Origin of the sequence: Trichococcus palustris (genome assembly GCF_900114465.1) — a bacterium.
GTDB lineage: Bacteria > Bacillota > Bacilli > Lactobacillales > Aerococcaceae > Trichococcus > Trichococcus palustris.
Window position 1 is genome coordinate 76,388 of record NZ_FOTD01000007.1, and the last position, 22,473, is coordinate 98,860.

General features: G+C 46.6%; 20 protein-coding genes. 4 read left to right on the plus strand and 16 right to left on the minus strand.

What is annotated here, in order from left to right; translation table 11 throughout:
* Positions 1-165: 165 nt before the first annotated feature.
* Positions 166-921 carry a tRNA pseudouridine(38-40) synthase TruA gene (gene truA / locus BM101_RS06650; RefSeq protein WP_087033909.1) on the minus strand — a complete coding sequence of 252 codons (756 nt, stop codon included), beginning with the start codon at positions 919-921 and terminating at the stop codon, positions 166-168.
* A gap of 296 nt (positions 922-1,217) precedes the next feature.
* Here truA and BM101_RS06655 point away from each other — a divergent pair, with 296 nt between their 5' ends.
* Both BM101_RS06655 and BM101_RS06660 read left to right on the plus strand, forming a co-directional pair.
* Positions 1,218-1,544, plus strand: coding sequence for a PadR family transcriptional regulator (locus tag BM101_RS06655; protein WP_087033908.1), 327 nt, complete (start codon positions 1,218-1,220; stop codon positions 1,542-1,544).
* A gap of 23 nt (positions 1,545-1,567) precedes the next feature.
* On the plus strand, positions 1,568-2,923 hold the full coding sequence (locus BM101_RS06660; RefSeq protein ID WP_087033907.1) for a permease prefix domain 1-containing protein: 1,356 nt from the start codon (positions 1,568-1,570) through the stop codon (positions 2,921-2,923).
* Between the two features lie 135 nt (positions 2,924-3,058).
* Here the strand turns inward: BM101_RS06660 and BM101_RS06665 are convergent, their stop codons facing one another.
* On the minus strand, positions 3,059-3,847 hold the full coding sequence (locus BM101_RS06665; RefSeq protein WP_087033906.1) for an SDR family NAD(P)-dependent oxidoreductase: 789 nt from the start codon (positions 3,845-3,847) through the stop codon (positions 3,059-3,061).
* 213 nt (positions 3,848-4,060) lie between these two features.
* Complete coding sequence (gene rlmD / locus BM101_RS06670) at positions 4,061-5,443, minus strand: 23S rRNA (uracil(1939)-C(5))-methyltransferase RlmD (protein ID WP_087033905.1); 1,383 nt, start codon at positions 5,441-5,443, stop codon at positions 4,061-4,063.
* 234 nt (positions 5,444-5,677) lie between these two features.
* Between rlmD and BM101_RS06675 the strand changes: the two genes are divergently transcribed.
* On the plus strand, positions 5,678-6,076 hold the full coding sequence (locus BM101_RS06675) for a VOC family protein (RefSeq protein ID WP_087033904.1): 399 nt from the start codon (positions 5,678-5,680) through the stop codon (positions 6,074-6,076).
* Between the two features lie 216 nt (positions 6,077-6,292).
* Here the strand turns inward: BM101_RS06675 and BM101_RS06680 are convergent, their stop codons facing one another.
* From BM101_RS06680 to pcrA, 7 genes are all read right to left on the minus strand, one after another.
* A complete protein-coding gene (locus tag BM101_RS06680; protein ID WP_087033903.1) occupies positions 6,293-7,330 on the minus strand; it encodes a diacylglycerol kinase in 1,038 nt (345 codons plus the stop codon).
* Positions 7,331-7,933: 603 nt separating this feature from the next.
* Positions 7,934-9,364, minus strand: coding sequence for an Asp-tRNA(Asn)/Glu-tRNA(Gln) amidotransferase subunit GatB (gatB, locus tag BM101_RS06685; protein WP_087033902.1), 1,431 nt, complete (start codon positions 9,362-9,364; stop codon positions 7,934-7,936).
* Positions 9,365-9,376: 12 nt separating this feature from the next.
* Positions 9,377-10,831: an Asp-tRNA(Asn)/Glu-tRNA(Gln) amidotransferase subunit GatA gene (gene gatA / locus BM101_RS06690; protein ID WP_087033901.1), complete on the minus strand. Its 1,455-nt coding sequence runs from the start codon at positions 10,829-10,831 to the stop codon at positions 9,377-9,379.
* Positions 10,828-11,133: an Asp-tRNA(Asn)/Glu-tRNA(Gln) amidotransferase subunit GatC gene (gene gatC, locus BM101_RS06695; protein WP_087033900.1), complete on the minus strand. Its 306-nt coding sequence runs from the start codon at positions 11,131-11,133 to the stop codon at positions 10,828-10,830. The genes gatA and gatC overlap by 4 nt, the downstream gene beginning before the upstream one ends.
* A 148-nt stretch (positions 11,134-11,281) precedes the next feature.
* Positions 11,282-12,418, minus strand: a complete 1,137-nt coding sequence (locus BM101_RS06700; protein WP_245825819.1) for a CamS family sex pheromone protein — start codon at positions 12,416-12,418, stop codon at positions 11,282-11,284.
* Positions 12,411-14,441, minus strand: a complete 2,031-nt coding sequence (gene ligA, locus BM101_RS06705; protein ID WP_087033899.1) for an NAD-dependent DNA ligase LigA — start codon at positions 14,439-14,441, stop codon at positions 12,411-12,413. Before ligA ends, BM101_RS06700 begins: the two co-directional genes overlap by 8 nt.
* Positions 14,442-14,460: 19 nt before the next feature.
* Positions 14,461-16,755, minus strand: a complete 2,295-nt coding sequence (pcrA, locus tag BM101_RS06710) for a DNA helicase PcrA (RefSeq protein WP_177194419.1) — start codon at positions 16,753-16,755, stop codon at positions 14,461-14,463.
* 281 nt (positions 16,756-17,036) lie between these two features.
* On the opposite strand from pcrA, the gene BM101_RS14080 reads away from it, so the two are divergent.
* Positions 17,037-17,183: a hypothetical protein gene (locus BM101_RS14080; RefSeq protein WP_177194420.1), complete on the plus strand. Its 147-nt coding sequence runs from the start codon at positions 17,037-17,039 to the stop codon at positions 17,181-17,183.
* A 123-nt stretch (positions 17,184-17,306) separates the two neighbouring features.
* On the opposite strand, the gene BM101_RS06715 is transcribed toward BM101_RS14080, so the two are convergent.
* The 6 genes from BM101_RS06715 to BM101_RS06740 form a co-directional block, all read right to left on the minus strand.
* Positions 17,307-17,966, minus strand: coding sequence for a GntR family transcriptional regulator (locus BM101_RS06715; RefSeq protein ID WP_087033898.1), 660 nt, complete (start codon positions 17,964-17,966; stop codon positions 17,307-17,309).
* Positions 17,967-18,008: 42 nt separating this feature from the next.
* Positions 18,009-19,139: a 5-(carboxyamino)imidazole ribonucleotide synthase gene (gene purK / locus BM101_RS06720; protein WP_087033897.1), complete on the minus strand. Its 1,131-nt coding sequence runs from the start codon at positions 19,137-19,139 to the stop codon at positions 18,009-18,011.
* Positions 19,140-19,383: 244 nt separating this feature from the next.
* Complete coding sequence (locus BM101_RS06725) at positions 19,384-20,004, minus strand: glycoside hydrolase family 73 protein (protein WP_245825818.1); 621 nt, start codon at positions 20,002-20,004, stop codon at positions 19,384-19,386.
* Positions 20,005-20,047: 43 nt separating this feature from the next.
* Positions 20,048-20,899 (minus strand): M15 family metallopeptidase, encoded by an 852-nt coding sequence (locus tag BM101_RS06730; protein WP_087033896.1) that lies wholly within the window; start codon positions 20,897-20,899, stop codon positions 20,048-20,050.
* Positions 20,900-21,036: 137 nt separating this feature from the next.
* Positions 21,037-21,573 (minus strand): hypothetical protein, encoded by a 537-nt coding sequence (locus tag BM101_RS06735; protein ID WP_087033895.1) that lies wholly within the window; start codon positions 21,571-21,573, stop codon positions 21,037-21,039.
* Between the two features lie 242 nt (positions 21,574-21,815).
* On the minus strand, positions 21,816-22,469 hold the full coding sequence (locus tag BM101_RS06740; protein WP_087033894.1) for a CBS and ACT domain-containing protein: 654 nt from the start codon (positions 22,467-22,469) through the stop codon (positions 21,816-21,818).
* Between the last annotated feature and the right edge of the window lie 4 nt (positions 22,470-22,473).

A 22,473-nucleotide genomic window follows, 5' to 3' on the forward strand; every position in this document is an offset into this window, starting at 1 on the left:
TCCTTCCGAGACCTACGGAATGTTTCTGAACACCTTATACTCTTTACCCGGTGGCAAAGAGAGGATTGTCTATTTTATTGATATCATTCGATTATAATTTTTTGGAGACGGATTGTCAATTCATGTGGGTATTAAGATAAATAGGCTGTGTGAAAGACAGGCTATTTATCTCATTTCTGAACTTTTGTAATAAACTTCATCCAGGAACAGTCCTTGAGAAGGCACCGTCATCCCGGCATCGCTTCTGATCCCGCTCTCGAAGATGGCGTCGATATAGTCCGGTTCCATCGTCCCTGCCCCGATTTCCAGGATCGTGCCCATCATGATTCTGACCATGTTGTAGAGGAAGCCTTCCCCTACAAACGCAAAGTGCAGCAGATTGCCTTCCCTCTGGATCGTGATTTCATTGATCGTCCTGACCGTCGATTTTTTCGACTTCTTCAGTGAAGAGAAACCGATGAAGTCATGGGTTCCGACAAGCTTGCTGCAAGCCTCGTTCATCCTGTCGACATCAAGATGTCCAGGGTAAAGGTAGCTGTAATGGTACCCAAATGCGGACGGTACGGCAGCATTCCAGACATGATAGCTGTATTTCTTTGCGGCGGCATGGTACCGGGCATGGAACCTTTCCGGAACCTCCTCCAGCTCTTTGACGACAATATCGCGCGGGAGATAACGGATCAGGTAGTCCTGCATCTCCGCCAAATCCATGTTGGATGTCGTCTTGAAATTGGCTACTTGTCCCTTGGCATGGGCTCCGGCATCCGTCCGCCCCGAGCCTATGATTTCAATCTTGGTTCCCGTCATTACCGACAGGATATTTTCTATTTTGCCTTGAATGGTTTTGTCCGAATCCCCGAGCCTTTGCCAGCCTAGGTATCTGCCGCCATCATATTCGATTGTCATTTTTATATTTCTCATTCTATCCCTCTTAATCATCTGATTTTGTTCATCTTCTCAGGCATGTACTTCACGTATTATACCGAATATCATTCCGGTTTGGCGAATTTTCGCAGAATGTTCACAACAAAAGCCAACATAGCTGATGTTATCTTCGATTTATGAATATTCTTCCTCGTCATAATTATCATAGGCAAGCTTAGGGGCGGCGCAAGACTACTTTTTAAAGTAGTTAGCGACACCTCTTATTTATTGATATACCTAAGAGTTCTAGGTATAATGTCATCATAAGAAAAATTAGGTATGGTGGGGATTTTATGAATGTATCGAAAGATTTGGTTGCCGCCTCTGCGACCCCGCTCATTTTAACTATTCTCAAGGATAATGACAGTTATGGATATGCCATTATCAAACGCGTGAAGGAAATGTCCAGGAATCAACTAATCTGGACGGAAGGCATGTTGTATCCGGTATTGCATCGTTTGGAAGAGAAGCAGTTAATTGAATCTTATTGGGATAAATCAGAAGCGGGTAGGCAGCGTAAATACTACAGGATTAAAGATTCGGGTTTAGAAGAGTTGGAATTGCTAAGACAGCAATGGGAAGTGGTCCATGCAGCTCTCACTCGGACATGGAACGAATAGGTTATTTATAAGGAGGGGACAATATGTTTGAATTGGAAACACAGATTCAGTTGTGGCGCGATCATTTGAGCGCCCGTGGTAATTTCACTGGTGAAGATATTATCGAGTTAGAGGATCATTTGCGGGATGAAATCGAGGAGTTAATGACAAGGGGACTTACCCCGGATGAATCATTTTTAATTAGTGTTAAACGTTTAGGCAATGTAGATGCGGTTTCAAAGGAATTTGCCAAAGTGAATAGCGAAAACCTGTGGAAACATCTATTAGTAGATCCGGTGGATAGTACGGCAAAAAAAGAAAGTAGACGCGATATTGCTCTGGTAGTCATTTTTACGCTGCTGGCAGGGACATTGATCAAAATTCCAGAGTTGTTTGGATTTGGACTTAATGATCCAGGTGCCGAATATTTCTATTTTAAAAACATGAGCCTGTTTATTCTGCCTTTTATCGCAGCGTTTTTCCTTATCAAGAGAAAAGCTGCCAGGAAAACATGGGCAACTATTATCGTAGTTTTTATCATTGCGGCATTGATTATAAATATCTATCCGTCATTTCCTCCCTATAATACAGAAATTTTAAGCATTCTACATTTACCGTTATTTTTGTGGTTAATCGTTGGAGTGGCATATGTAGGCAGGCAGTGGCAAAGCAGTCAAGGCAGGATGAATTTTATACGCTTTACAGGTGAAATGGTGGTCTACGGTGTCTTGGTGTCTGCGGGAATATTGGCCTTAGGTTTATTCACGCTGATGATATTCAAAGCCATCCAAGTCGATGCCGGAAAATTCCTGGAGAATTATTATTTTTATTATGGAGCCTGCGGAGCAGTCCTGATAACCGGTTATTTGGTTGAAGCAAAGAAAAGCATAGTTGAAAATTTTGCGCCTATCTTAGCCAAAATATTCAGTCCGTTATTCTTGGCAATTATGGTTGCGTTCTTAGCAGTGATGATCAGTACCGGTAAGAGCCCCTTTATGGAACGAGAATTTTTAATAACATTTGATATTATGCTCGCTTTGGTATTGGGATTGGTTTTATTCGTTATTTCGTCACGCAATAACCGACAACCGGCAAACCTGTTTGATTATTTGAATCTGGCTTTAATAATTGTAGCATTCATTATCGATGGGGTTGCTTTATCTGCCATTATTTTCCGCTTGTCGGCCTTTGGTGTAACCCCTAATAAGCTTGCAGCTTTGGGAGAAAATCTGCTTTTATTGGGTAACTTAGGAGGCCTTGCGTGGCTTTATGTGCTGTATTTCAAGAAGAAATGCGATTTTATTAAGCTAGAAAAATGGCAGACCGGTTATTTGTATGTTTATTTCATCTGGACTGGGATTGTAGCGTTCCTGTTTCCTATTCTTTTTGGATTTAAATAATTTGTTGCGTTTCATGTACACAAAACAGGGGGTGTCACAAAACTACTTTTTCATAGTTTTGTGACACCCCCCTTCTTTTAATAGCACTTTTAAGCACATCTAAATTATGGAGCAGATTCCTCTTATCGTTCTGTTCTATATCAGTCTGTCTTTGCGGAAGCCTGCCGTCATAAAACGCCATGCCACTTTTCGGTTTGTCAGCCAAGCAATCTGGGCGTCATTTTTGGTGTTGCTCAGTATTCTCGGTACAAAATATTTTGCAACCGTAGCCGGTTTATCGGCCAATATATTGAATGTCTTTCTGAACTTCTCATCTGCGACGACCTGAGACTGCTCACCGTCAGGCGTTTTTGTGATAAAATCAGTCAGCATCATGCCCGGCGACAACCGCCCCGCTATTACATTGGTACCCTCCAGTTCCTTGGCGAGCCCTTTCATAAAGTACGTTAAGGCGTGCTTGGTGGTGCCGTACAATATTGTTTTTACCTGTATCATGTTGTTTGAGCCAAGACCCTCCATGCTGTAAATCGCGCCATGCCCCTGCTTTAGCATTCCCGTTGCCGCAATCTGTGAACCGTATATCATACCAATAAGATTGGTCTTAATAATATTTTCGGTGTCTGTTTCGCCCGTTTCCCACGAAAACAGGTGCGGCGTATTTTGCCCCGCGTTATTGATCCATATGTCTATCTCGCCCCATTGCGCCAAAGAAGCGTCCCAAAGTTTTTGCAGATCTGCTTTTTCCTGGACGTTGCATGAGACATAGATGTATTTCCCCTCAAAGGGCGACAGTTCACTCTGAGTTGCTTCCGCAGGCGTTTCACCCCTGCCGGACAGCGTAACATTACATCCGGATCGCAGAAACTCGGTTGCCATAGAAAAACCAAGGCCACGTGTACTACCTGTTATCACAATGTTTTTCATAAAATACCTCCGTTATTTTGCATTCAGCTATTCCCGAACAGGCAGGAGATTCCCCTCTTTTACGCCGTCAAAACCGTTCTTTGCAACAGAAGCTTGTAACCGCTCTCTTTATAATTTATTATACCATACAGCTATAGTATGTCAGTGCGCACAAAAAGCCGCAACGACTGTCATCATTCATGACTGTCCTTGCGGCTTTTTACTTTATTCTAATTATTTGTTGCGTGTCAATGCCACGACTGATTCCACATGCAGCGTTTGCGGGAACAGATCCACTGGTTGGATACTGCCTACGCTGTAGCCGCCTTCGTGGAATAACTGAAGGTCGCGTGCCATTGTAGCCGGGTTGCAGCTGACGTAAACGATACGTTCAGGGGCAATTTCCAAAGCCGCTTCGATGAAGGCTGGTTCCAAGCCTTTGCGTGGCGGATCGACAACCAAGACATCCGCTTTGACGCCTTCGGCAGCCCATTTTGGCATTACTTCTTCGGCAGCGCCGACTTCAAAGGTAATGTTATCGATATTGTTTGCTTCGGCGTTCATTTCAGCCATCTTCACGGCAACCGGAACGACTTCCATCGCATAGACGTGTTTCGCTTTTTCAGCCAATGACAAGGAGATGGTTCCGATTCCGCAATATGCATCGATGACGGTTTCTTCGCCTGTCAATTCTGCAGCTTCGATCGCCAGTTTATATAGTTTTTCCGTTTGGACCGGATTCACTTGATAGAATGAACGGGAAGAGATGGCGAATGTATGGCCCATCAATTTGTCGTGGTACACATCTTCACCGTGCAGGACGATTGTTTCGTCGCCCAGGATGACATTGTTTTGTTTCGGGTTCACATTTTGGACGATGCTGACCACTTCCGGTAAAGCTTCCAAAATAGCTGGAATGATTTTGCTTTGCGGGAACAGTTTCGCCGTACGCGTCACCAAGACAACCATCATTTCGCCGGTGTAAAAACCGCGGCGGATCATGATGTGACGGATATTTCCGGTATGTTTCTTTTCATCGTATGCTTTCACGTTGAATTCTTGCAGAATGTTACGGACTTTTACGATGGCTTCATCGATTTTTGGATCTTGGATCTGGAAGTTTTCCATCGGGATCAATTCATGTGTGTTGGTGCGGAAGAATCCGGTAACCAATTTGCCGTCTTTTTGACGTACCGGAATCTGTGCTTTGTTGCGGTATCCCCATGGATTTTCCATGCCGATGGTCGGTTTTACTTCTACTTCCGGCATTTTAGCGATGCGTTTCATCACTTGCTTCACGTTGTTTTGTTTGAAGGCCAATTGCGCTGAGTAGCGAAGATTTTGCAAAGGCATCGTTCCGACGCGTGTCCCTTTGACATCTTTGGAAGGGATGCGGTCAGGCGAGCTGGTCAGTCTTTCTTCGATTCTCGCGAAGCCAAAAGATTTACCCACTTTTGTCACTTTAATGACGGCCTGTTCGCCGGGCAGTCCATCCGCTACAAATAATGGATAACCCTCAACCTTTGCGACACCCATACCTTCTGACGTTAAGTCTTCAAAAGTTACTGTTATTTTCTCATTTTTTGTTACCGGTGCTGCCGTAAATTGTTTTTTCATAGTTACTCCTCAGTTCATAATTTTTCACTCCTTCATTATACCAAAAATTTTTTTACATCGATATAGCCAAACCTTCGATTGTAAAAACTAACCCTATTTTCATAATAGATGTAATAATCGTGTCTCTAAGAAAAAACGGGAGGTTTTGGATAGGAACTATTCCCCACTTTCAGTATAATAGGGGTGTATGGAACCGCTGCTTTTTGATATGAAAAGAAAGTGAGGATGACACTAATGAGCGAACAACGCATCGTAACCTTTTTGACTTTTCCTGAAACTGCGGAAGAGGCGATGAATTTTTATGTTTCTATTTTTCCGAATTCCAGCATAACATCCCTTACGAAAATCGATGAGGACGAACACGGCGAAGGCGGCCGAGTGGTAAACGGACAATTCGTCTTGGATGGGCAACACTTTATGGCGATGGACATGGAAAAAGAATTTCTGCCTGATTTTTCATGGGCTACTTCCCTCTACGTGGCGTGCGAGGATGAACCGGCATTCGATAATTACTTCGACAGCCTATCGGCGGAGGGAACGGTGATGATGGGGCCCGAACCTGTCGGTGAATTGCGTTCCGTTTCGTGGGTAACCGATCAATTCGGCGTCACCTGGCAACTGGTCTGGAAATAAGCATAAAAATAAAATAAGCGAGAGGCTGGCCCTACAAGTTGGGCTAGTCTCTCACTTATTTTTTTCTGCAGTCAACAGCTCATGAAACTGATTCGCGGTATCAAAATCTACCGCTCGGTCACCTTTGCGGCGAGTTCCTTTTACATCATAATAAAAAATGTCCGCAGCCTCTTCCCGGAACAGCGGGAAAAGGCTGTGGACATTTTGTTTGATCTCTTATTCGTCTTTGCCATCATACGGCAAATGTTTGTCGGTCACTTCGTCCGGACTCAAGGTTTCAAATTCCTTCATGAATCCCGTTCCGGCACCGGCAAAGATGTCTTCATCTACTTCTTGATCGATCGGCTCTGCGTAATCCGAGGTATTCCCGATGATTTGGATATGTTGTTGCAGGTTGGTGAACAGTGTCGGCGCATCGCCGCCGTATTCCCCATCCAAATTGATCATCAGACGCGAACCGTCCAAGGCCTCGGCTTTCACAAAACTGGTATGCGTGTAGAGGACATTCGCATTTTCGAGATGGCGTCCGCCGTTCAGCACCTGAACCAATACTTGCAGAATCTCAAAGATATTGGCTGTCTTCACAATGAACAAGGTGAATTTTCCGTCGCCCAGAACAATGTTCGGGTCAATCGTCTCAAAGCCGCCGACTGAATTCGTCAAGGCCACAAAGAACATGGATGCCATGCCATCAAAAATACCGTTTTCATATTCGATGCGCATATGCATCGGTTTCAGCTGCGGTATTTTTTCCGCACCTTTCCCCAAGTAAGCCAGGTAGCCGAAGATCGTTTTTAATTTAGTAGGGACATCGTACGTCAAATCGGTCAAATAACCGCCCGCTGCGATATTGATGAAGTAAGTATCATTTGCTTGCCCAATGTCCATCGGGATGGCATTGCCCTCCGCAATGACGCGTGCTGCATCTAATAGATTTGAACGCGGAATTTTCAATGCCCTGGCATAATCGTTGGTGGTGCCTGCCGGAATGATTCCGATGGTCGGCCTTTTTTCCAACCCGGCAATCCCGTTCACGACTTCATTTACGGTTCCGTCCCCGCCGGCAGCCACAATCAAATCAAATCCTGCCAATGCGGCACGCTCTGCTTCTTTTGTCGCAGAAAGCGGTTCAGGCGTAGTGGCATAGGCACTTGCTTCATAGCCAGCTTCTTCCAATATTTGAAGGATGTCAATCATACTTTTTTTCAGGATCTCTCTTCCCGAAGTAGGATTATATATTACTCTTGCTCTCATTTTATTCCTCATCTTTCTGGGCTCGTCATTCTATTAGAACAGCTCACAAATCATACTTTTCCTTTTTCAATCATCCAATAAGTGATTATATCACCAATATTATCAGGATACTAATGATAAATAGAAAAAAACAGCAAAATCCTTTTCCTTCCAAAACAGCCATGCTATTTTCGAAAGATATCCGGATTTTTGCTGATTTTTTACTCTTTATGTGAGGGGATGCTTATCATACGCTCTTTTTAAAGGAGTTTTCTCTCGCTCTATCTAGTTGAGTTCTGAATCCCAAGTGACATTTGCATCATATGTCTTGGTACAAAAATTACGAAAGACTTCTCCCGTGGGATTCATCGTATCCTATCTAGTTGAGCTCTGATTCGCAGAGTTCTCCGCCTAAGCTGACAACCACACGCGGACAAAAAACGTCCGCTTTGTGTTTGTCCTCTTAGTGCTCGAACTCTAAACGCGAATCATCACATCCTATCTCAAACGCGTTCTGAAAAGCAGAGACGTCGTCACTTCACACCTAAGCCCTGTATCTGAAAACCGCAGATTCAGGGTCTTAGGTGCTCCAGTGATCCGTCTCTAAACGCTTTTCATCACGCTCTATCTTTTTTCTAACTCCTGCGCCAATAGTTGGTTGACCATGCCTGGGTTGGCTTGGCCTTTTGTTTGTTTCATGATTTGGCCTACTAGGAAGCCTTTGGCGCGGTCTTTTCCGGCTTTGAAGTCATCGACTGATTGTTGGCTGTTGTCCAATACGGCGTTGATGATCGGCAACAGTTGGGCTGGATCGCTCATTTGGATCAGGCCTTCTGCTTCGACGACGGATTTGGCGTCGCCGCCTTTTGTCGCCAATAAGCGGAATACTTTTTTGGCGATCTTCGTGCTGATTGTGCCGTCTTCGATCAGGGTGATCATGCCGGCTAGGTTGGCTGGTGTCAGTTTGGTAGCGGCCAATTCAACTTTTTCGCTGTTCAAGTAGGCTGATACTTCACCCATCAACCAGTTGGAAGCCAATTTGGCATCTGCTCCGGCAGCGATTGTGCCTTCGAAGAAGTCGGACATCTCTTTTGATAAGGTAAGGACCATTGCATCGTATTCTGGCAACTCATATTCAGCGATATATCTTTCACGGCGTTTTGCAGGCATTTCCGGGATAGTCGCTTTGACGCGGTCGATCCACTCTTGGGAAATGGTCAAGCCTGGCAGGTCTGGTTCCGGGAAATAGCGGTAGTCGCTTTCGCCTTCTTTGACGCGCATCAGGATTGTTTCGCCGTTTGTTTCATCGAAACGGCGTGTTTCTTGTTGGATGACGCCGCCTGCGTTCAATACTTGCGCTTGGCGTTTTTCTTCGTGAGCCAAGCCGCGGCGTACGAAGTTGAAGGAGTTCAAGTTCTTCAATTCTGTTTTGGTGCCGAATTTCTCTTGGCCGAACGGACGGATGGAGATGTTGGCATCGCAACGCATCGATCCTTCTTCCATCTTCACGTCGGATACGTCTGTGTACATGATGATTTGACGAACGGCATCCAGGTAGGCATAAGCTTCTTCAGGAGAGCGCATATCTGCTTCGGACACGATTTCGATCAGTGGTGTTCCTTGACGGTTCAAGTCGACGTATGAATAGCCATCCGAGCCGTGCATATTTTTGCCGGCATCCTCTTCCAAATGGACGCGTTCGATGCGGATTTTTTTCTTAACGCCTTCCACTTCGATTTCAACCCAGCCATCGTGGCCGATCGGGTTGTCCAGTTGGGAAATTTGGTAAGCTTTCGGATTATCCGGGTAGAAATAGTTTTTGCGGTCGAAATGCGTTTCCGTCGAAATTTCGCAGTTCAAAGCCAAAGCCGCTTTCATTCCGAACTCGATTGCGCTTTTATTGATGACCGGCAATACGCCTGGGTAACCCCAGTCGATGACGTTTGTGTTTGTATTTGGTTCCGCCCCAAAATGTGCTGGAGATGGGGAGAACATTTTTGATTCAGTTTTTAATTCTACGTGGACTTCCAGCCCGATGACTGTTTCATAATTCATAATGTTTTCCTCCTACAGGTTTGGGTGTTTGGTATGATAGTCGTTTGCTTGTTCCAATGCGTAAGCAGCTTGATAGATTTTGCCTTCTTCGAAGTAGTTACCAATCAATTGGATTCCGATCGGCATGCCGTCCGCTGAGAAGCCGCCTGGAACGGAAATGGCCGGGACACCCGCCAAGTTGATGGTTACGGTCAATAGGTCATCCATATACATAGCAAGCGGATCGTCGTTCTTTTCGCCGATTCCGAATGCGGTCGTCGTTGTTGTCGGTCCCAAAATCAAATCGTAGCCTGCAAAGATATTCGCGAAGTCGCGTTTGATCAAGGTGCGGACTTGTCCCGCTTTCTTGAAGTAGGCATCGTAGAAACCGGCGCTCAATGAGAATGATCCCAACATGATGCGGCGTTTTACTTCCATACCAAAGCCTTCGGAACGGCTTCTGATGTACAGTTCTTCCAATGAATTCACGTTTTCGGCACGGTAGCCGTAACGGACGCCGTCGAAACGTTGCAGGTTGGAAGAGGCTTCTGAAGAAGCGATGATATAGTAGGCAGGGATTCCGTAAGCCAATGTCGGCATGCTTACTTCTTCCACGATTGCACCCATTTCTTCGAATTGGGCAGCCGCTTTTCTTACTGCATCTTGGATTTCAGCAGATACGCCTTCTTGGAAGTATTCCTTCGGCAAGGCAATCTTCATGCCTGCCACTTTTCCGTTCAGGTTTGCGCTGAATTTCGGCACTTCCAAGTTCATACTCGTGGAGTCTTTTGCGTCGTGGCCGCTGATGGCTTCCAATAACAGAGCATTGTCGGTGACGTTGCGCGTCATCGGGCCGATTTGGTCCAAACTTGATGCAAATGCGATCAAACCATAACGGGATACGCGACCATATGTCGGCTTCATCCCTACGATACCGTTGAAGGCTGCCGGTTGACGGATACTTCCGCCGGTATCGGAACCCAATGAAGCAATGACTTCACCGCTGGCAACAGCAGCTGCGGAACCGCCGGACGAACCGCCGGGAACTTTTGTAAGGTCCCAAGCATTCTTCGTCTTTTTGTAATAAGAATTTTCCGTGCTTCCGCCCATGGCAAATTCATCCATGTTCAGTTTACCCACGTTTACAGCGCCGGCCGCTTTCAGTTTTTTAACGACTGTAGCGTCATAGATCGGCACAAAGTCTTCCAAAATGCGGCTTGCCGCAGTTGTCGTCAGACCATCCGTTACGATGTTATCTTTGATCCCCATCGGAATGCCGTTCAGGACATTGCCGTCGGCGTAGCCTTTTTCGTCGGCTGCCTGGGCTTGTTTCAAAGCTTCCTCTTCGTTCAAGGCAAGGAAAGCTTCCACTTTTCCGTCGGTTTCAGCGATGCGTTTGAAAGCTGCTTGCGTCAATTCAACAGAAGAGAATGTTTTGTTTGCTAAACCTTCGTGCAGGCTCGTTAGCGTTTCATTGAAAATACTCATGCGCCTTCCACCTCGTTATCTAAAATTGCTGGAACTTGGATCATTCCATCTTCAGCTGTTTTTACATTTTTGAATAATAGGTCACGGTCCGTTCCTGGCTCGGCAACGTCTTCACGCATAACATTCTTCACTTCGTAGCCGTGGGAAGTAACGGGTACGCCTGTCGTATCGACTGACTCCAGATGTTCTACCATGTCGATGATGGCCCCTAGTTGTTCCGTAAAGTGTGTGATTTCATTGGGAGCAAATTCCAATTTTGCCAGTTTTGCCACGTGACGAACTTGTTCTTCACTGATTGCCATGTGATACCCTTCTTTCTGTCGTTTTGTTTACTCTGCGTTTTTTTACATACTTTTCCATTTTATCATAAAGATAATCATTTTACCTTAATAATTTATCCCCACCCTGCCGCTATGCCGGCGGGGTGGGGGGTGGATATCAGGATAAAACTCAGTCAAATATATGATAGCTGAACCCTTGGCTACCCGTGTCCCTCGTCAAGAAGGATTCGATGCCTTTGATGGATTCGATTTTGATCTCGACCGGCAAGTTTTGCGGCAGGAATCGTCCTGCCGAGTCGGTTACGTGCTGGGTGAAGGCGATGATTTCCGTTTCCCCGTAAAATTGGGTCATGATGTTTATTTTCATGGAAACGAGTTGTCCATCGATATATTTGCCTTCCCCGACGACCCCGTTCAGGTTAGGGAAAAAGCCCTGCACTTCATTGCGGAAGTTATCGAAGTTGGATGATTCTTCGGTTTGTGTCCCATCCTGCAAAGGGAAGATTACTTTCTTCTCGTTGAGGGTGATCCACTGATTGACGGCATTTCCTTCTGTGGAGACGCCCTCGAACAGATAAACGCCCCCTGCAAGACTGTCCTGTGCAGATTGTTCAAAAATGCCGATGACGATCGGAATTTTTTCCAATCCTGCCGTCTTGCGTAACCGTTCGATGATGACATCCGCATAGGCTTTCCCTTGTGCTTCTATCTTTTCGCGGGAAATGGGTTGTTCCACAGTGTTCCCATTTGCATCTTTATAATAATCGATGGAATTCATCGCAAGTCCGATGGTCATCCCGCCTAGCTCAAAGCCGTTATCGTTCTTGACCATATAGTCTTGTTCCAAAATTTGCTCCAGATAAATGGGCTCCCGCTTCGTTGGGTCCGTTTCGCCGTTATCGGTCGGATTCAAGCCGTCGGGCTTCGCATCACTTTTCCGTCCCAGCCAAAGAGTGGTCGTATCGTAATCGATGATTTGCCCTTCCTGGAAAAAATATTGATCCGTCGGAAAAACATCTTTTGCGACGCCCAACAAATCCGCTTCGAAATCCTTGGTGTTGGCAGTGGAGTTAAGCGAGAGACTGACACCGCGGTTTTGGCTGAATTGATACTTTCCATCCACGATGAGTGCCGGATAATAGTCGGTTGACAATTGGTTGCGTGTCGTTTGAACGGTGACCGTATCAGGTGCCGTATTCGTTGTTTTTTCTGTCGTTGTCGTATCCGACAGTTGACCGCAGCTTGCAAGCAGGAGTCCTGCCGCACTGGAGACAGTCATGAAAAATAGTTTCTTCGCTTTATTCACTTCTGTCACTTCTTTCCAAATTTTTCACCATATCCTCTTCGGTCCAAACCGGGATGCCTAAGGATAGTGCTTTCGTTAGTTTACTGCCGGCCTCTTCCCCGGCGACGATCCAATCCGTCTTTTTCGAGACGCTGCCGGTAACTTTGCCGCCCAATGCCTCGATCATCTCCGTCGCTTCCGGCCTAGTATAATGCGTCAGCTTCCCGGTCAGAACGACCGTCTTGTCTTTCCAGATGGAATCGATGGCTGCTACTTCCGCCTTTTTCTTGCCTAGATAAGTCAAATTGACGCCGCTGTTGCGGAACTCTTCGATCAGTTCCTTCACTTCGGGCAACTCAAAATAGGTGACGACGCTGTCGGCGATGACCTCGCCCATGCCTTCGACCATCATGATTTCTTCTTTCGTTGCTTTCACCAGGTTCTCGATGGTTTCGAATTCCGCAGCCAACATGGCCGCAGCCTTCGAGCCGACGTGGCGGATGCCCAAACCGAACAGCAGCCGTTCGAGCGAATTCCCGCGGCTCTTGTCGATGGCCGTCACGATATTGTGGGCTGATTTTTCCTTGATTTTATCCAATTGGTAGAGATCTTCTTCCGTCAGCTTATACAGGTCGGCTACGTCCTTGACCAGCCCCTTCTCGAACATTTGGCTGACGACGCGTACACCCAGTCCGGAAATATTCATGGCATTGCGCGACACGAAATGGGATAGCCCTTCCTTGATCTGAGCCGGACATTTCGGGTTGATGCAGCGTAGCGCCACTTCCTCCTCCAAATGAACCAATTGGCTATTGCAGGCAGGGCAATGTTCCGGAATGGGATAAGGCTCGCTGTCCGCTTTCCTTTCATCCAGGACAACCCTTTGGACGGCAGGGATGATATCACCGGCTTTATAGATGATGACCGTATCGCCCAAACGCACATCTTTTTCGCGAAGCATGTCGACGTTATGCAGCGTTGCCCGTTGGACAGTGGAACCGGCCAAGAAAACGGGCTCCATCACCGCTGTCGGAGTAATAACTCCTGTCCTGCCGACGGTCCACTCGATATCCAGAACAACCGTATGGGCTTCTTCGGCCGGGAATTTATAGGCAATCGCCCAACGCGGAGCCTTGACGGTATAACCGATCTCTTCCTGCGTTTCAAATTCGTTCACTTTGATCACCACGCCATCAATTTCATAAGGCAGGCCGGAGCGTTTTTCGCCGACTTCTTCAATGAATGCCCAAACGTCTTCGATGGAGTCGAACAGTCTGCGCTCCGGATTTGTGCGCAAGCCAATTTCCGACAATTTGGTCAGCAATTCCGATTGTGAGCGCACCTCCAGTTCAGCGAAGTTCGCCGCTCCATATAAAAAAACGCTCAGATTGCGGCTGGCCGTCACGCTTGAATCCAATTGGCGCATGCTGCCGGCTGCCGCATTGCGCGGATTCGCGAAAACATCCAGTCCCTTCTCATCGCGGTCTTCATTCAGCTTCACGAAGGAATCCTTCGGCATGTAGCATTCGCCGCGGACTTCGAAGGACAACGGCTGTTTCAGGCGCAGTGGGATGGCTTTGATGGTCCGCAGGTTTTGCGTGATATCCTCGCCCACCGTGCCGTCCCCGCGCGTTGCGCCGCGTGTGAAGAGACCATTCTCATAGTGCAAGGAGACGGCTAAGCCATCGATCTTCAATTCGCAGATGTATTGCACCGGTTTTTCCGTAAGTTTCTTGATGCGCTGATCAAAATCCAATAAATCTTCTTGGCTGAAGGCATCGCCCAAGCTCAGCATCGGCACATCATGCTGCACTTTTTGGAATCCGGGCAAAACGTTATCGCCGATGCGCTGCGTCGGCGAATCGGCTGTGATCAAGTTCGGGAATTTCTTTTCCAGCTTTTCCAATTCATGGTAAAGCAAATCATATTCTCTGTCTGAAACAGAGGGTTTATCCAACACATAATATTCATAGCTGAATTGATTCAGTTTCTCTTTTAATGCGTTGATGCGGTTTTGCGTTTCTTCTTTATCTACTGTTGTCATGGGCACTTCCCCCCTTCTCTTAATCGACTTTTTCAATCGGGGCAAAGGAGGCCAGCAGCCGTTTGATACCGATGCTCTGGAAGGCGATATCCAATGTCAGGCCATCGCCGTCGCCGCTGGTTTGGACAACCGTGCCGACGCCCCATTTCTTGTGGCTGGCTTTGTCGCCGACGCCCCAGCCCAACTTATCCGCTCCGCTTTTGCCGGTCTGTTCGACCGATTGGGTCTTCTCGTTTGGTGTGTAAGGCTTGCTGAAGGCACGTTCTTGGCGTGCGTTGCCCTGTTGTTTCCAACGCGAAGCTGGTGCGCTCGTCGATGTCGAGGTGCTTTTCGGTGCGCTGACGGAACGTGTTTGGCCGCCGGACGCGTTCTCTCTGTCGAGGATTTCCTGATCCAATTCTTCGATGAAGCGGGAAGGCATATTGCTCATTGTGCGCCCGTACAGCATGCGCGAGTAGGCGTTCGTCAAAAACAGCTTCTGCTCGGCACGCGTGATGCCGACGTAGGCCAACCGGCGTTCTTCTTCCATCTGGTTCTCATCCATGAAGGCGCGGGAGGAAGGGAAAATGCCGTCCTCCATCCCGACGATGAAGACGATCGGAAATTCCAAGCCTTTGGCGGCATGCATCGTCATCAAGGTCACTTCGCTCTGCGGCTCTTCCTCCACCTGATCCAGATCGGACACCAAGGCGAGATCGGTCAGGAAGGTCGTCAGATCCTTGTTTTCCGCATCCGTCTTTTCGAATTCCTGCGTTACGGACAAGAACTCTTTGATATTCTCGACGCGGGCTTCTGATTCCAGCGTCTTCTCGGCTTCCAAAGCCTCCAGATAGGTCGATTGCTTCAACAATTCCTCCACCAATTCGGTGATCGGCAGGAATTCCTGCATTTTCTGCAAATTTTCCAGCATCGTCGCGAATTTTTTCAGTTCCTTGCCCGCTTTTCCGGATATGGGCGACAGGGCGACCTCATGGGCAGCCTGCAGCAAGGTCAAGTTATGCAGATCGGCGAACTCCCTTAACTTTACGATGCTCGAATCGCCGATGCCGCGTTTCGGCACATTGACGATCCGGCCGAAGCTCAGGTCATCTGCCGGATTCACGATCAGGCGCAAGTAAGCCAAAATGTCCTTGATTTCTTTGCGGTCGTAGAACTTCCGTCCGCCGACCATCTTATACGGGATGTTCGATTTCAAAAGATTTTCTTCAACAACCCGGGACTGGGCATTGGTGCGGTACAGGACCGCGAAATCGCCGTATTGGCGTTTGTTTTCGCGCACTTCCTGCTGCATTTTTGAAATGACGAAGCGGGCTTCATCGTGTTCCGATTGGCCGCGGTAATAGACGATGTTGTCGCCCTCCGGATTGTCCGTCCACAATTCCTTCTCTTTACGGTTGACGTTGTTTTGAATCACATCATTGGCCGCGCGCAGAATCTTTTTCGTGGAACGGTAGTTCTGCTCCAAGAGGACCACTTTGGCGTTCGGGTAATCCTTTTCGAAATTCAGGATATTTTCCATATCGGCGCCGCGCCAGCCGTAGATGCTTTGATCGGCATCCCCTACGACGCAGATGTTTTCGAATTTGCTCGCCAATAGCTGCACCAATTGGTATTGGGCGTAATTGGTATCTTGGTATTCATCCACATGGATATAGTGGAATTTATTTTGGTAATAGGACAACGTTTCGGGATGATCCTTGAACAATTTGACAGTCAGCATAATCAGGTCGTCAAAATCCATCGATTGGCTGTTCTCCAAATTTTTCTGGTATTCCCGATAGCATTCGTACACGATGTTGTCGATGTAGCCGCCGGCAAATTCGCTGAACTCTTTCGGGGTCTGCAGTTCATTTTTAGCCTGGCTGATCCGCCCCAAAATCATGCGGTGGTCGAATTTTTTCGGATCAAGATTCTTTTCGCGGATGATCCGTTTCATCAAGGTTTCGGTTTCGCTCTGGTCGCAGATGGTGAAAGAACGTGAGTAGCCGATCTGTTCGCACTCTCTTCTTAAGATGCGCACGCACATCGAGTGGAAGGTCGAAACCCACATATCGTTCCCGACCGGTCCGACCAAGCGGATGACCCGCTCTTTCATCTCTTTCGCTGCTTTATTCGTAAAGGTGATGGCTAAGATATTCCAGGGGTTCACTGATTTTTCTTCCAATAAATAGGCCATGCGGTGCGTCAGAACGCGTGTCTTGCCGCTGCCGGCACCCGCCATAATCAACAGTGGGCCTTCCGTCGCCAAAACAGCTTCCGCTTGTCTTGGGTTCATCCCTTTTATAAGTTCGTGTTTTTGTTGCACATTTGCCATCCTCTCTCTTGTTGCCAGTGTTTCATGATTACTATTTATTTATGTTAAAAGTCCTTATTCTTACTTCTATCCACATCATGACTTAGTCTATCATTTTCAAGGCCGGGTATCAACGAATCGCCCGATTTTTTAAAGAGTTTTTAAGTGTTGTTTACTTTTTGTCGTTCATTTGCACAACTTACATTTTTTTGCGTTTTTTTCAAAAAAAATATTTATATTCAGCCGAAAAGAGCATCCAATAACGGGAAACAATCGCGTTCCAATTTGAGGAGTGGATTTGGATGACAAAAAGATGTTTATTTTTCTACCTGGGCTATTTATGCATCATTCTGATGATTTGGCTGCATCAATCCCCTCACTCCGATGCGCTGTCTCTGGAAGTGGCGAAAGACCAGCAAGGGCATAATCATGCCCTTGCTGTTGAATAAACGTCCAACCGGAAAGGCCCGCTTTGCCCATTCCCCGCCTGCAACGCCTGATTGATAAAAAAATAAAACGCTTCAGTGAAAAAAGGTACCGCACATCCAACGATGGCGATACCTTTTTTCATTCTATTTTGCGAGTAAATCGCTTGATTCCTTTATCATTTCAAAAAATACGCTGAGATGCTGTCCCAGTTCATCATAGCTTTTTGTTTTCAACAACGTGACGGCTTGTTGGTAAACACCCAGCAAGGTGCTTTCACTTTGGTAGCGTTCCTCGTCCTGGAAGGCGGAATCATCGGAGTAGGTGCCGTGAACGGCTTGGGCGGTGGACAGGAGCACCGTTTTGAAATACTGGTTTTCGCTTTTATCCACAAATGTCTCGTACAGCTTATATTCTTGCTCAAAATAGCCCGCCGCATCCCGGTATTTCAGATATCCTTCCTGCTTCTCCAGAATCCCCTCTAGTTTAGCTATATCGATGCATACATCGTTTTCTTTCAGATAAACCAAGTAATTCCCCACTAAGCCATGTATCAAATCCAGGCGTTCGATCAAACCTTCATTCGATATCTTCTTTTCCGCCACCACATATCCCTTGTAAGTAACCGATGCTACCCAACCTTCATCTTCCAGCAAAAGTAAGGCCTTGCGGATCGGCGTCCGGCTCATGAACAAGGCTTCCGAAACGATTTGTTCAGTGATTTTTGTACCTGGCGGCCAAGCATTACCATCAATTTTTTCCTTTATATAACTGTATGCTTTCTTGAATAATTTGTCCTCTGCCATTTTCCATACTCCCCTCCTTGTTGAAGATCACGAAAATACCGTTTATTTTCCCGCTTCCAAAAGACCACTATTTGCCAGTTCCTGGATAAGGACATGGGCATCGTTCCCCAACAACGTCACATGTCCCATCTTCCGTTTCGAACGGCGGTCCTTTTTGCCATAAAAATGGAAATGCCAATCCGGTTTGGTCAGCAGCAACATCAAGGCATCGTCTAATTTTTCTTGCAGAATATTAAAGGTCACGCTTGTCCCGTACAATTGGATTTCCGGGATCGGCAACCCGCAAATGCAGCGAACCAACGCCTCGTATTGCGAGATATTGCAAGCATCCAACGAATAATTGCAGGAATGATGCGGTCTGACCACCAAACGATTCACATAGATGGAACCGGCGGATGTGATGAATGTTTCGATCGTCAACACGCCTACCAAGTTCATCGCGTGGGCGAGCACCTTCCCGATATGTTCCATTTCCTTTTGGACGTTGCTCCCTACACGGGCCGGCGTGATAGTATTGACCAATTTATTATTGCGGTAAAGCGTTTCCGTGACCGGGAACGCTGAGAAGACGTTATTTGTATCTTGCGCGACGGTGATGGCTAATTCTCTTTCAAAGGGAATCCAAGACTCCAGAATGCAGGTCCCTTTTTTCAGAAGCAGTACAGCTTTTCCAAATTCCTCCTCGCTGTAGATGAGCTGTTGTTCCGGAGCAGCGGATTCCACACGGATCGTTTTCAATATACAAGGAAAGCCGATGCTTTTTACAGCTTCTTCCATGTCCTCGATGTTCGTTATCGTTGCATAAGGCGTAATGTTTATATTCAAGGATTCCAAAAAGGCCTTTTCGATCACCCTATCTTGCGTGATGGCCAACGTATCCGGATCCTGCGGAATGGCGATATAGTGCTGGATTTCATTCAATGTCATTGTGTCAACGGCTTCGGACTCGAAGGTGAGAACATCAGACTTTGAAGCAAAATCAGTCAGCGCATCGAAATCTGTGTATTTCTTCAATATGTGCCAGTCCGCTACTTGAGCTGCAGGGCAATCCGGATCGGCATCCAATATGCCAATGAGATAGCCCATTTTTTTTGCTTCCAAGGCAATCATTCGGGCGACATGTCCACCGCCAATAATACCTATCGTCTTTCCGGGTAAAATTTGATTCGACATGCAATCACACAACTCTCTTCTGATTATTCATTTACACGTATTCGCTAACTTTACTTTTTAATTTTATCACTATATTCTAATCTTGTCGCCACCAAAAAGGGCGCGAACGGAATCCCCCGTTTGAAAAAAGAGGCCGGAACAAAAGTCCCGTCCTCCATGCATGAGCAGCCGCATGCCAAAAGGTGGATTCTGTGAACTTCCGCAAGTCCCCCAGCAATCCGAGCCAAATCGCCCTTGCTCATCTTTAGCTGTCATAGTTATAGAGCGTATTTTGTTCGATTACGGCTATCAATTTATTTGCATAATCCGGGTCGGTTGCATAGCCGCAATCTTGCAGTGCCTGCGCCGCTTCTCGATAGGTCTTGGCTTGCAGAACCGGGGCATATTGGTCGGCATTCCATGTCGTCCCATTTGCGATCAATGAAGCGTGGTCCTGGACGGATGAAGCCCAACTGTCATAGACCTTGAAATCAGCTTGGACGGTCACCCATTCGCCGTTGTAAAACTCCTTGGTTGACAGCAGAACGGTATTCTCAAGGCTGTCCCCTTTCATCCCATATAGATTATTGTAGACGGAGGATAGCTCGCTGTTGCCCCATTCCGACTCCAGAATGGCTTGCGCGATGCTGATGCTGGCAAGCACCCCATACTGCTTTTGCATTTGTTGCGCTGCCGGTGCTATGCTTTCAATAAACGTCGCCGCCTCGGAGACGTCATTTTTTTGAACCCCCGGGATTATGGGTGAGAAATCGCCGATCAGTGAAAGACTGGCGATAAAACTTATCATCAGTACAAAGAGCATCTTTACTATTTTTGCAGTCAGGACAGTGGATTTAGTGCGGTTTCGACTTTTTTTTCGCGCCATATTTCCCTCCCACTTTTCTACAATCAGGTTACCTTACAGAACCTTATTGATCCGCAAGTATTTTTTCATTATTTTGAAGAATAGCCACGTATTCTTCAAGGGTTAAATCATTTTCCGTCATATACAAAGCATTTTCCACGCCTACATAACGGAAATGCCAAGGCTCAAATGCGATTTTTGTGATGGCCTCTTTTTCCTTCGGATAGCGCAGGACAAATCCGTATGCGGGCGCATTTTCTTTCAGCCACTCACCTTCGGGATAATTTTCCAAATCTTGGAAAAGTCCCGATCCGCCTGCTTCATTAGCCAATTGCGTGGAAGTGATGTCGATGGACAGGCCCGTCGTATGTTCGCTGGCATTCGGCAAAGCGATGAATTCTTCTGTTTTCGTTTTTGCTTCTTCCGGTGTGCAACCCTGCGCGATATTGTTATTGTAGGTCGTATCGTAGTTTGCCTGTTGGGCTTCGATGGAACGGTAGCCGGAGACCAAGGTGAAGTCCATCCCGGCCGCATGACCGGCTTCAATCAAGCTAAGATAAGCTTCTTTGATGCGGCTGTCGATCAGATAACCGCTGTCCGTCAGATAGAGTTCCATTCCAAGTTCTCCATCCAGCTGATGGTCCCGGTTGACCAATATCAGGTTCCAGTCTTCGGAAGTGGCTTTGGGCGTTGCGACCATCCCTGAGTCATCGGATGCCGTTTTCTGGTCCTCGCCCATTTCCGCATTGGCGGATTGGTCTATAGATGTCTTTCCGTCGATGCTGCTCGCATTTTCCGACTCCTTGTTTCCGCAGCCACCCATAAGGATAGCCGTCAGGACGAACAGAGAGATGCCGGCCGTCTTGAATGCGGTGGGCTTCCTTTTGTTTCCTGCATGTTTTGTTTTATTATTCATTGGATTCCTCTTTTAACACTTTTTTTGTAAACTAAACTTATTTTAGCATACCCGCCAGTCAAACCATACAAAAAATTAGGACTAGCTTTTACCTCAAATGAAAAAGCCAAGATATTTTCATCTCGGCTTCTCATGATCTATTCGATTATTTCTTTTATCGTATCGGGTGAATTTTTATTTATCCATTCGAGCAGGTTAACTTTTTTAGATTCGATTTGATGGCGGATGACGCTCGGCAGTCGCAGATCAAGGATATCCTTGTAACTCCAAAAATCGTAGTCCATCTCTAACCGCAGCGTCGTAATGGCTGGTTTCCGTGTTTCGGAATCATGCACGGTCTCCTCGGAAGAGTGCCATCTGATGGTGGCGATCCCCGATGCGATCCATTTTTTCGCAATCTGATACTTCAGGAAATGGTATTCCCTGACCGGATTTTCGGCAACTTCCGGCAATATTTCCGCATTGCGGCATACTTTTTGCACAAGCATCCACTCATAATCGGTGAACAGTTTGGATAGGATATACATATTATCCGGTTTCAAACCATGTTCACCTTTTTTCCAACGGTCCCAGCTTTGCGGGGAAATCCCCAATTGATTGGCATAAAAGGCTTTCTCACTGACATATTGTTCTTTAATGGTATATAAAACGATTGTAATAAGTGCATTGTTCATTTATGATTCCTCCCAATCCTTCATAACTATATTATACACTTATTACGTGATAACGCTATCTATTTGTCTGAAAAAATATCACGGGTAGGATATAAATCATTTTCCCATGATTTATATCCTACCCGTGATGCAAAATGATTATAATTATGAAGCGCGTTCTAGGCGCGAATCATCGTATCCTATGTAGCCGAGTTCTGAATTGCAGGGGATTTATCGTATCCTATGTAGTCGAGTTCTGAATCCTATGCTCTTTCTGGTTTGTAGATGATGGATCCGATTTCGTAGCCGTGTTCTTCCAGTTTCGCCCGGATGCCTTCTGTGTCTTTGCTGTCTAGTTGGACAACGACCTGGACAAAGCCCAATTTACGGTAGGTAGCGATTTGCTGGATGTTGATGTTCTCTTCCGAAAAAATTTCCGTCAAATCTTCCAACACGCCTTTTTTGTCTTCGTGGATATTGACGACAACGCGAACGCCGGGTGTGTAGTAGCCCAAGACATCGATGAATGCGGAGAAGATATCTTTTTCCGTGATGATTCCGACCAGACGATTTCCCGCTTCTACAACCGGCAAGACGCTGACACCATTTTCTCTCATCATGACAGCTGCTTCTTCCAGCAACGCTTCTTTATTGATTGTGATGACGCGTTTTTCCATGATATCCCCAACTGTCGTCTTATTCAACAGGTAGTTTACCTCATGCATATCCAGGCTCGTCATCGTTGATGGCGTATTGCGTTCGATGATGCCTTCCGTAATCAACCCGATGATGGTTTCCCCTTGAACAACCGGCAAACGGTGAATCTTGTGTTCCTTCATCAGATCCAATGCTTCGATAACTTTTGTTGAAGACTGAATTGTTACTAAATCCGTTGACATATAGCTGTTTACATCCATTTTT

Bases quoted from the DNA above. Each gene is read 5' to 3' on its own strand.
- BM101_RS06665 (WP_087033906.1), bottom strand. From the start codon at position 3,847: ATGAAAAACATTGTGATAACAGGTAGTACACGTGGCCTTGGTTTTTCT.
- purK (WP_087033897.1), bottom strand. From the start codon at position 19,139: ATGTCGAATCAAATTTTACCCGGAAAGACGATAGGTATTATTGGCGGT.
- ligA (WP_087033899.1), bottom strand. From the start codon at position 14,441: ATGACAACAGTAGATAAAGAAGAAACGCAAAACCGCATCAACGCATTA.
- BM101_RS06735 (WP_087033895.1), bottom strand. From the start codon at position 21,573: ATGAACAATGCACTTATTACAATCGTTTTATATACCATTAAAGAACAA.
- BM101_RS06660 (WP_087033907.1), top strand. From the start codon at position 1,568: ATGTTTGAATTGGAAACACAGATTCAGTTGTGGCGCGATCATTTGAGC.
- pcrA (WP_177194419.1), bottom strand. From the start codon at position 16,755: ATGGCAAATGTGCAACAAAAACACGAACTTATAAAAGGGATGAACCCA.
- BM101_RS06675 (WP_087033904.1), top strand. From the start codon at position 5,678: ATGAGCGAACAACGCATCGTAACCTTTTTGACTTTTCCTGAAACTGCG.
- BM101_RS06725 (WP_245825818.1), bottom strand. From the start codon at position 20,004: ATGGCGCGAAAAAAAAGTCGAAACCGCACTAAATCCACTGTCCTGACT.
- truA (WP_087033909.1), bottom strand. From the start codon at position 921: ATGAGAAATATAAAAATGACAATCGAATATGATGGCGGCAGATACCTA.
- gatB (WP_087033902.1), bottom strand. From the start codon at position 9,364: ATGAATTATGAAACAGTCATCGGGCTGGAAGTCCACGTAGAATTAAAA.
- rlmD (WP_087033905.1), bottom strand. From the start codon at position 5,443: ATGAAAAAACAATTTACGGCAGCACCGGTAACAAAAAATGAGAAAATA.
- gatC (WP_087033900.1), bottom strand. From the start codon at position 11,133: ATGGCAATCAGTGAAGAACAAGTTCGTCACGTGGCAAAACTGGCAAAA.
- gatA (WP_087033901.1), bottom strand. From the start codon at position 10,831: ATGAGTATTTTCAATGAAACGCTAACGAGCCTGCACGAAGGTTTAGCA.
- BM101_RS06730 (WP_087033896.1), bottom strand. From the start codon at position 20,899: ATGAATAATAAAACAAAACATGCAGGAAACAAAAGGAAGCCCACCGCA.
- BM101_RS14080 (WP_177194420.1), top strand. From the start codon at position 17,037: ATGACAAAAAGATGTTTATTTTTCTACCTGGGCTATTTATGCATCATT.
- BM101_RS06715 (WP_087033898.1), bottom strand. From the start codon at position 17,966: ATGGCAGAGGACAAATTATTCAAGAAAGCATACAGTTATATAAAGGAA.
- BM101_RS06655 (WP_087033908.1), top strand. From the start codon at position 1,218: ATGAATGTATCGAAAGATTTGGTTGCCGCCTCTGCGACCCCGCTCATT.
- BM101_RS06680 (WP_087033903.1), bottom strand. From the start codon at position 7,330: ATGAGAGCAAGAGTAATATATAATCCTACTTCGGGAAGAGAGATCCTG.
- BM101_RS06740 (WP_087033894.1), bottom strand. From the start codon at position 22,469: ATGGATGTAAACAGCTATATGTCAACGGATTTAGTAACAATTCAGTCT.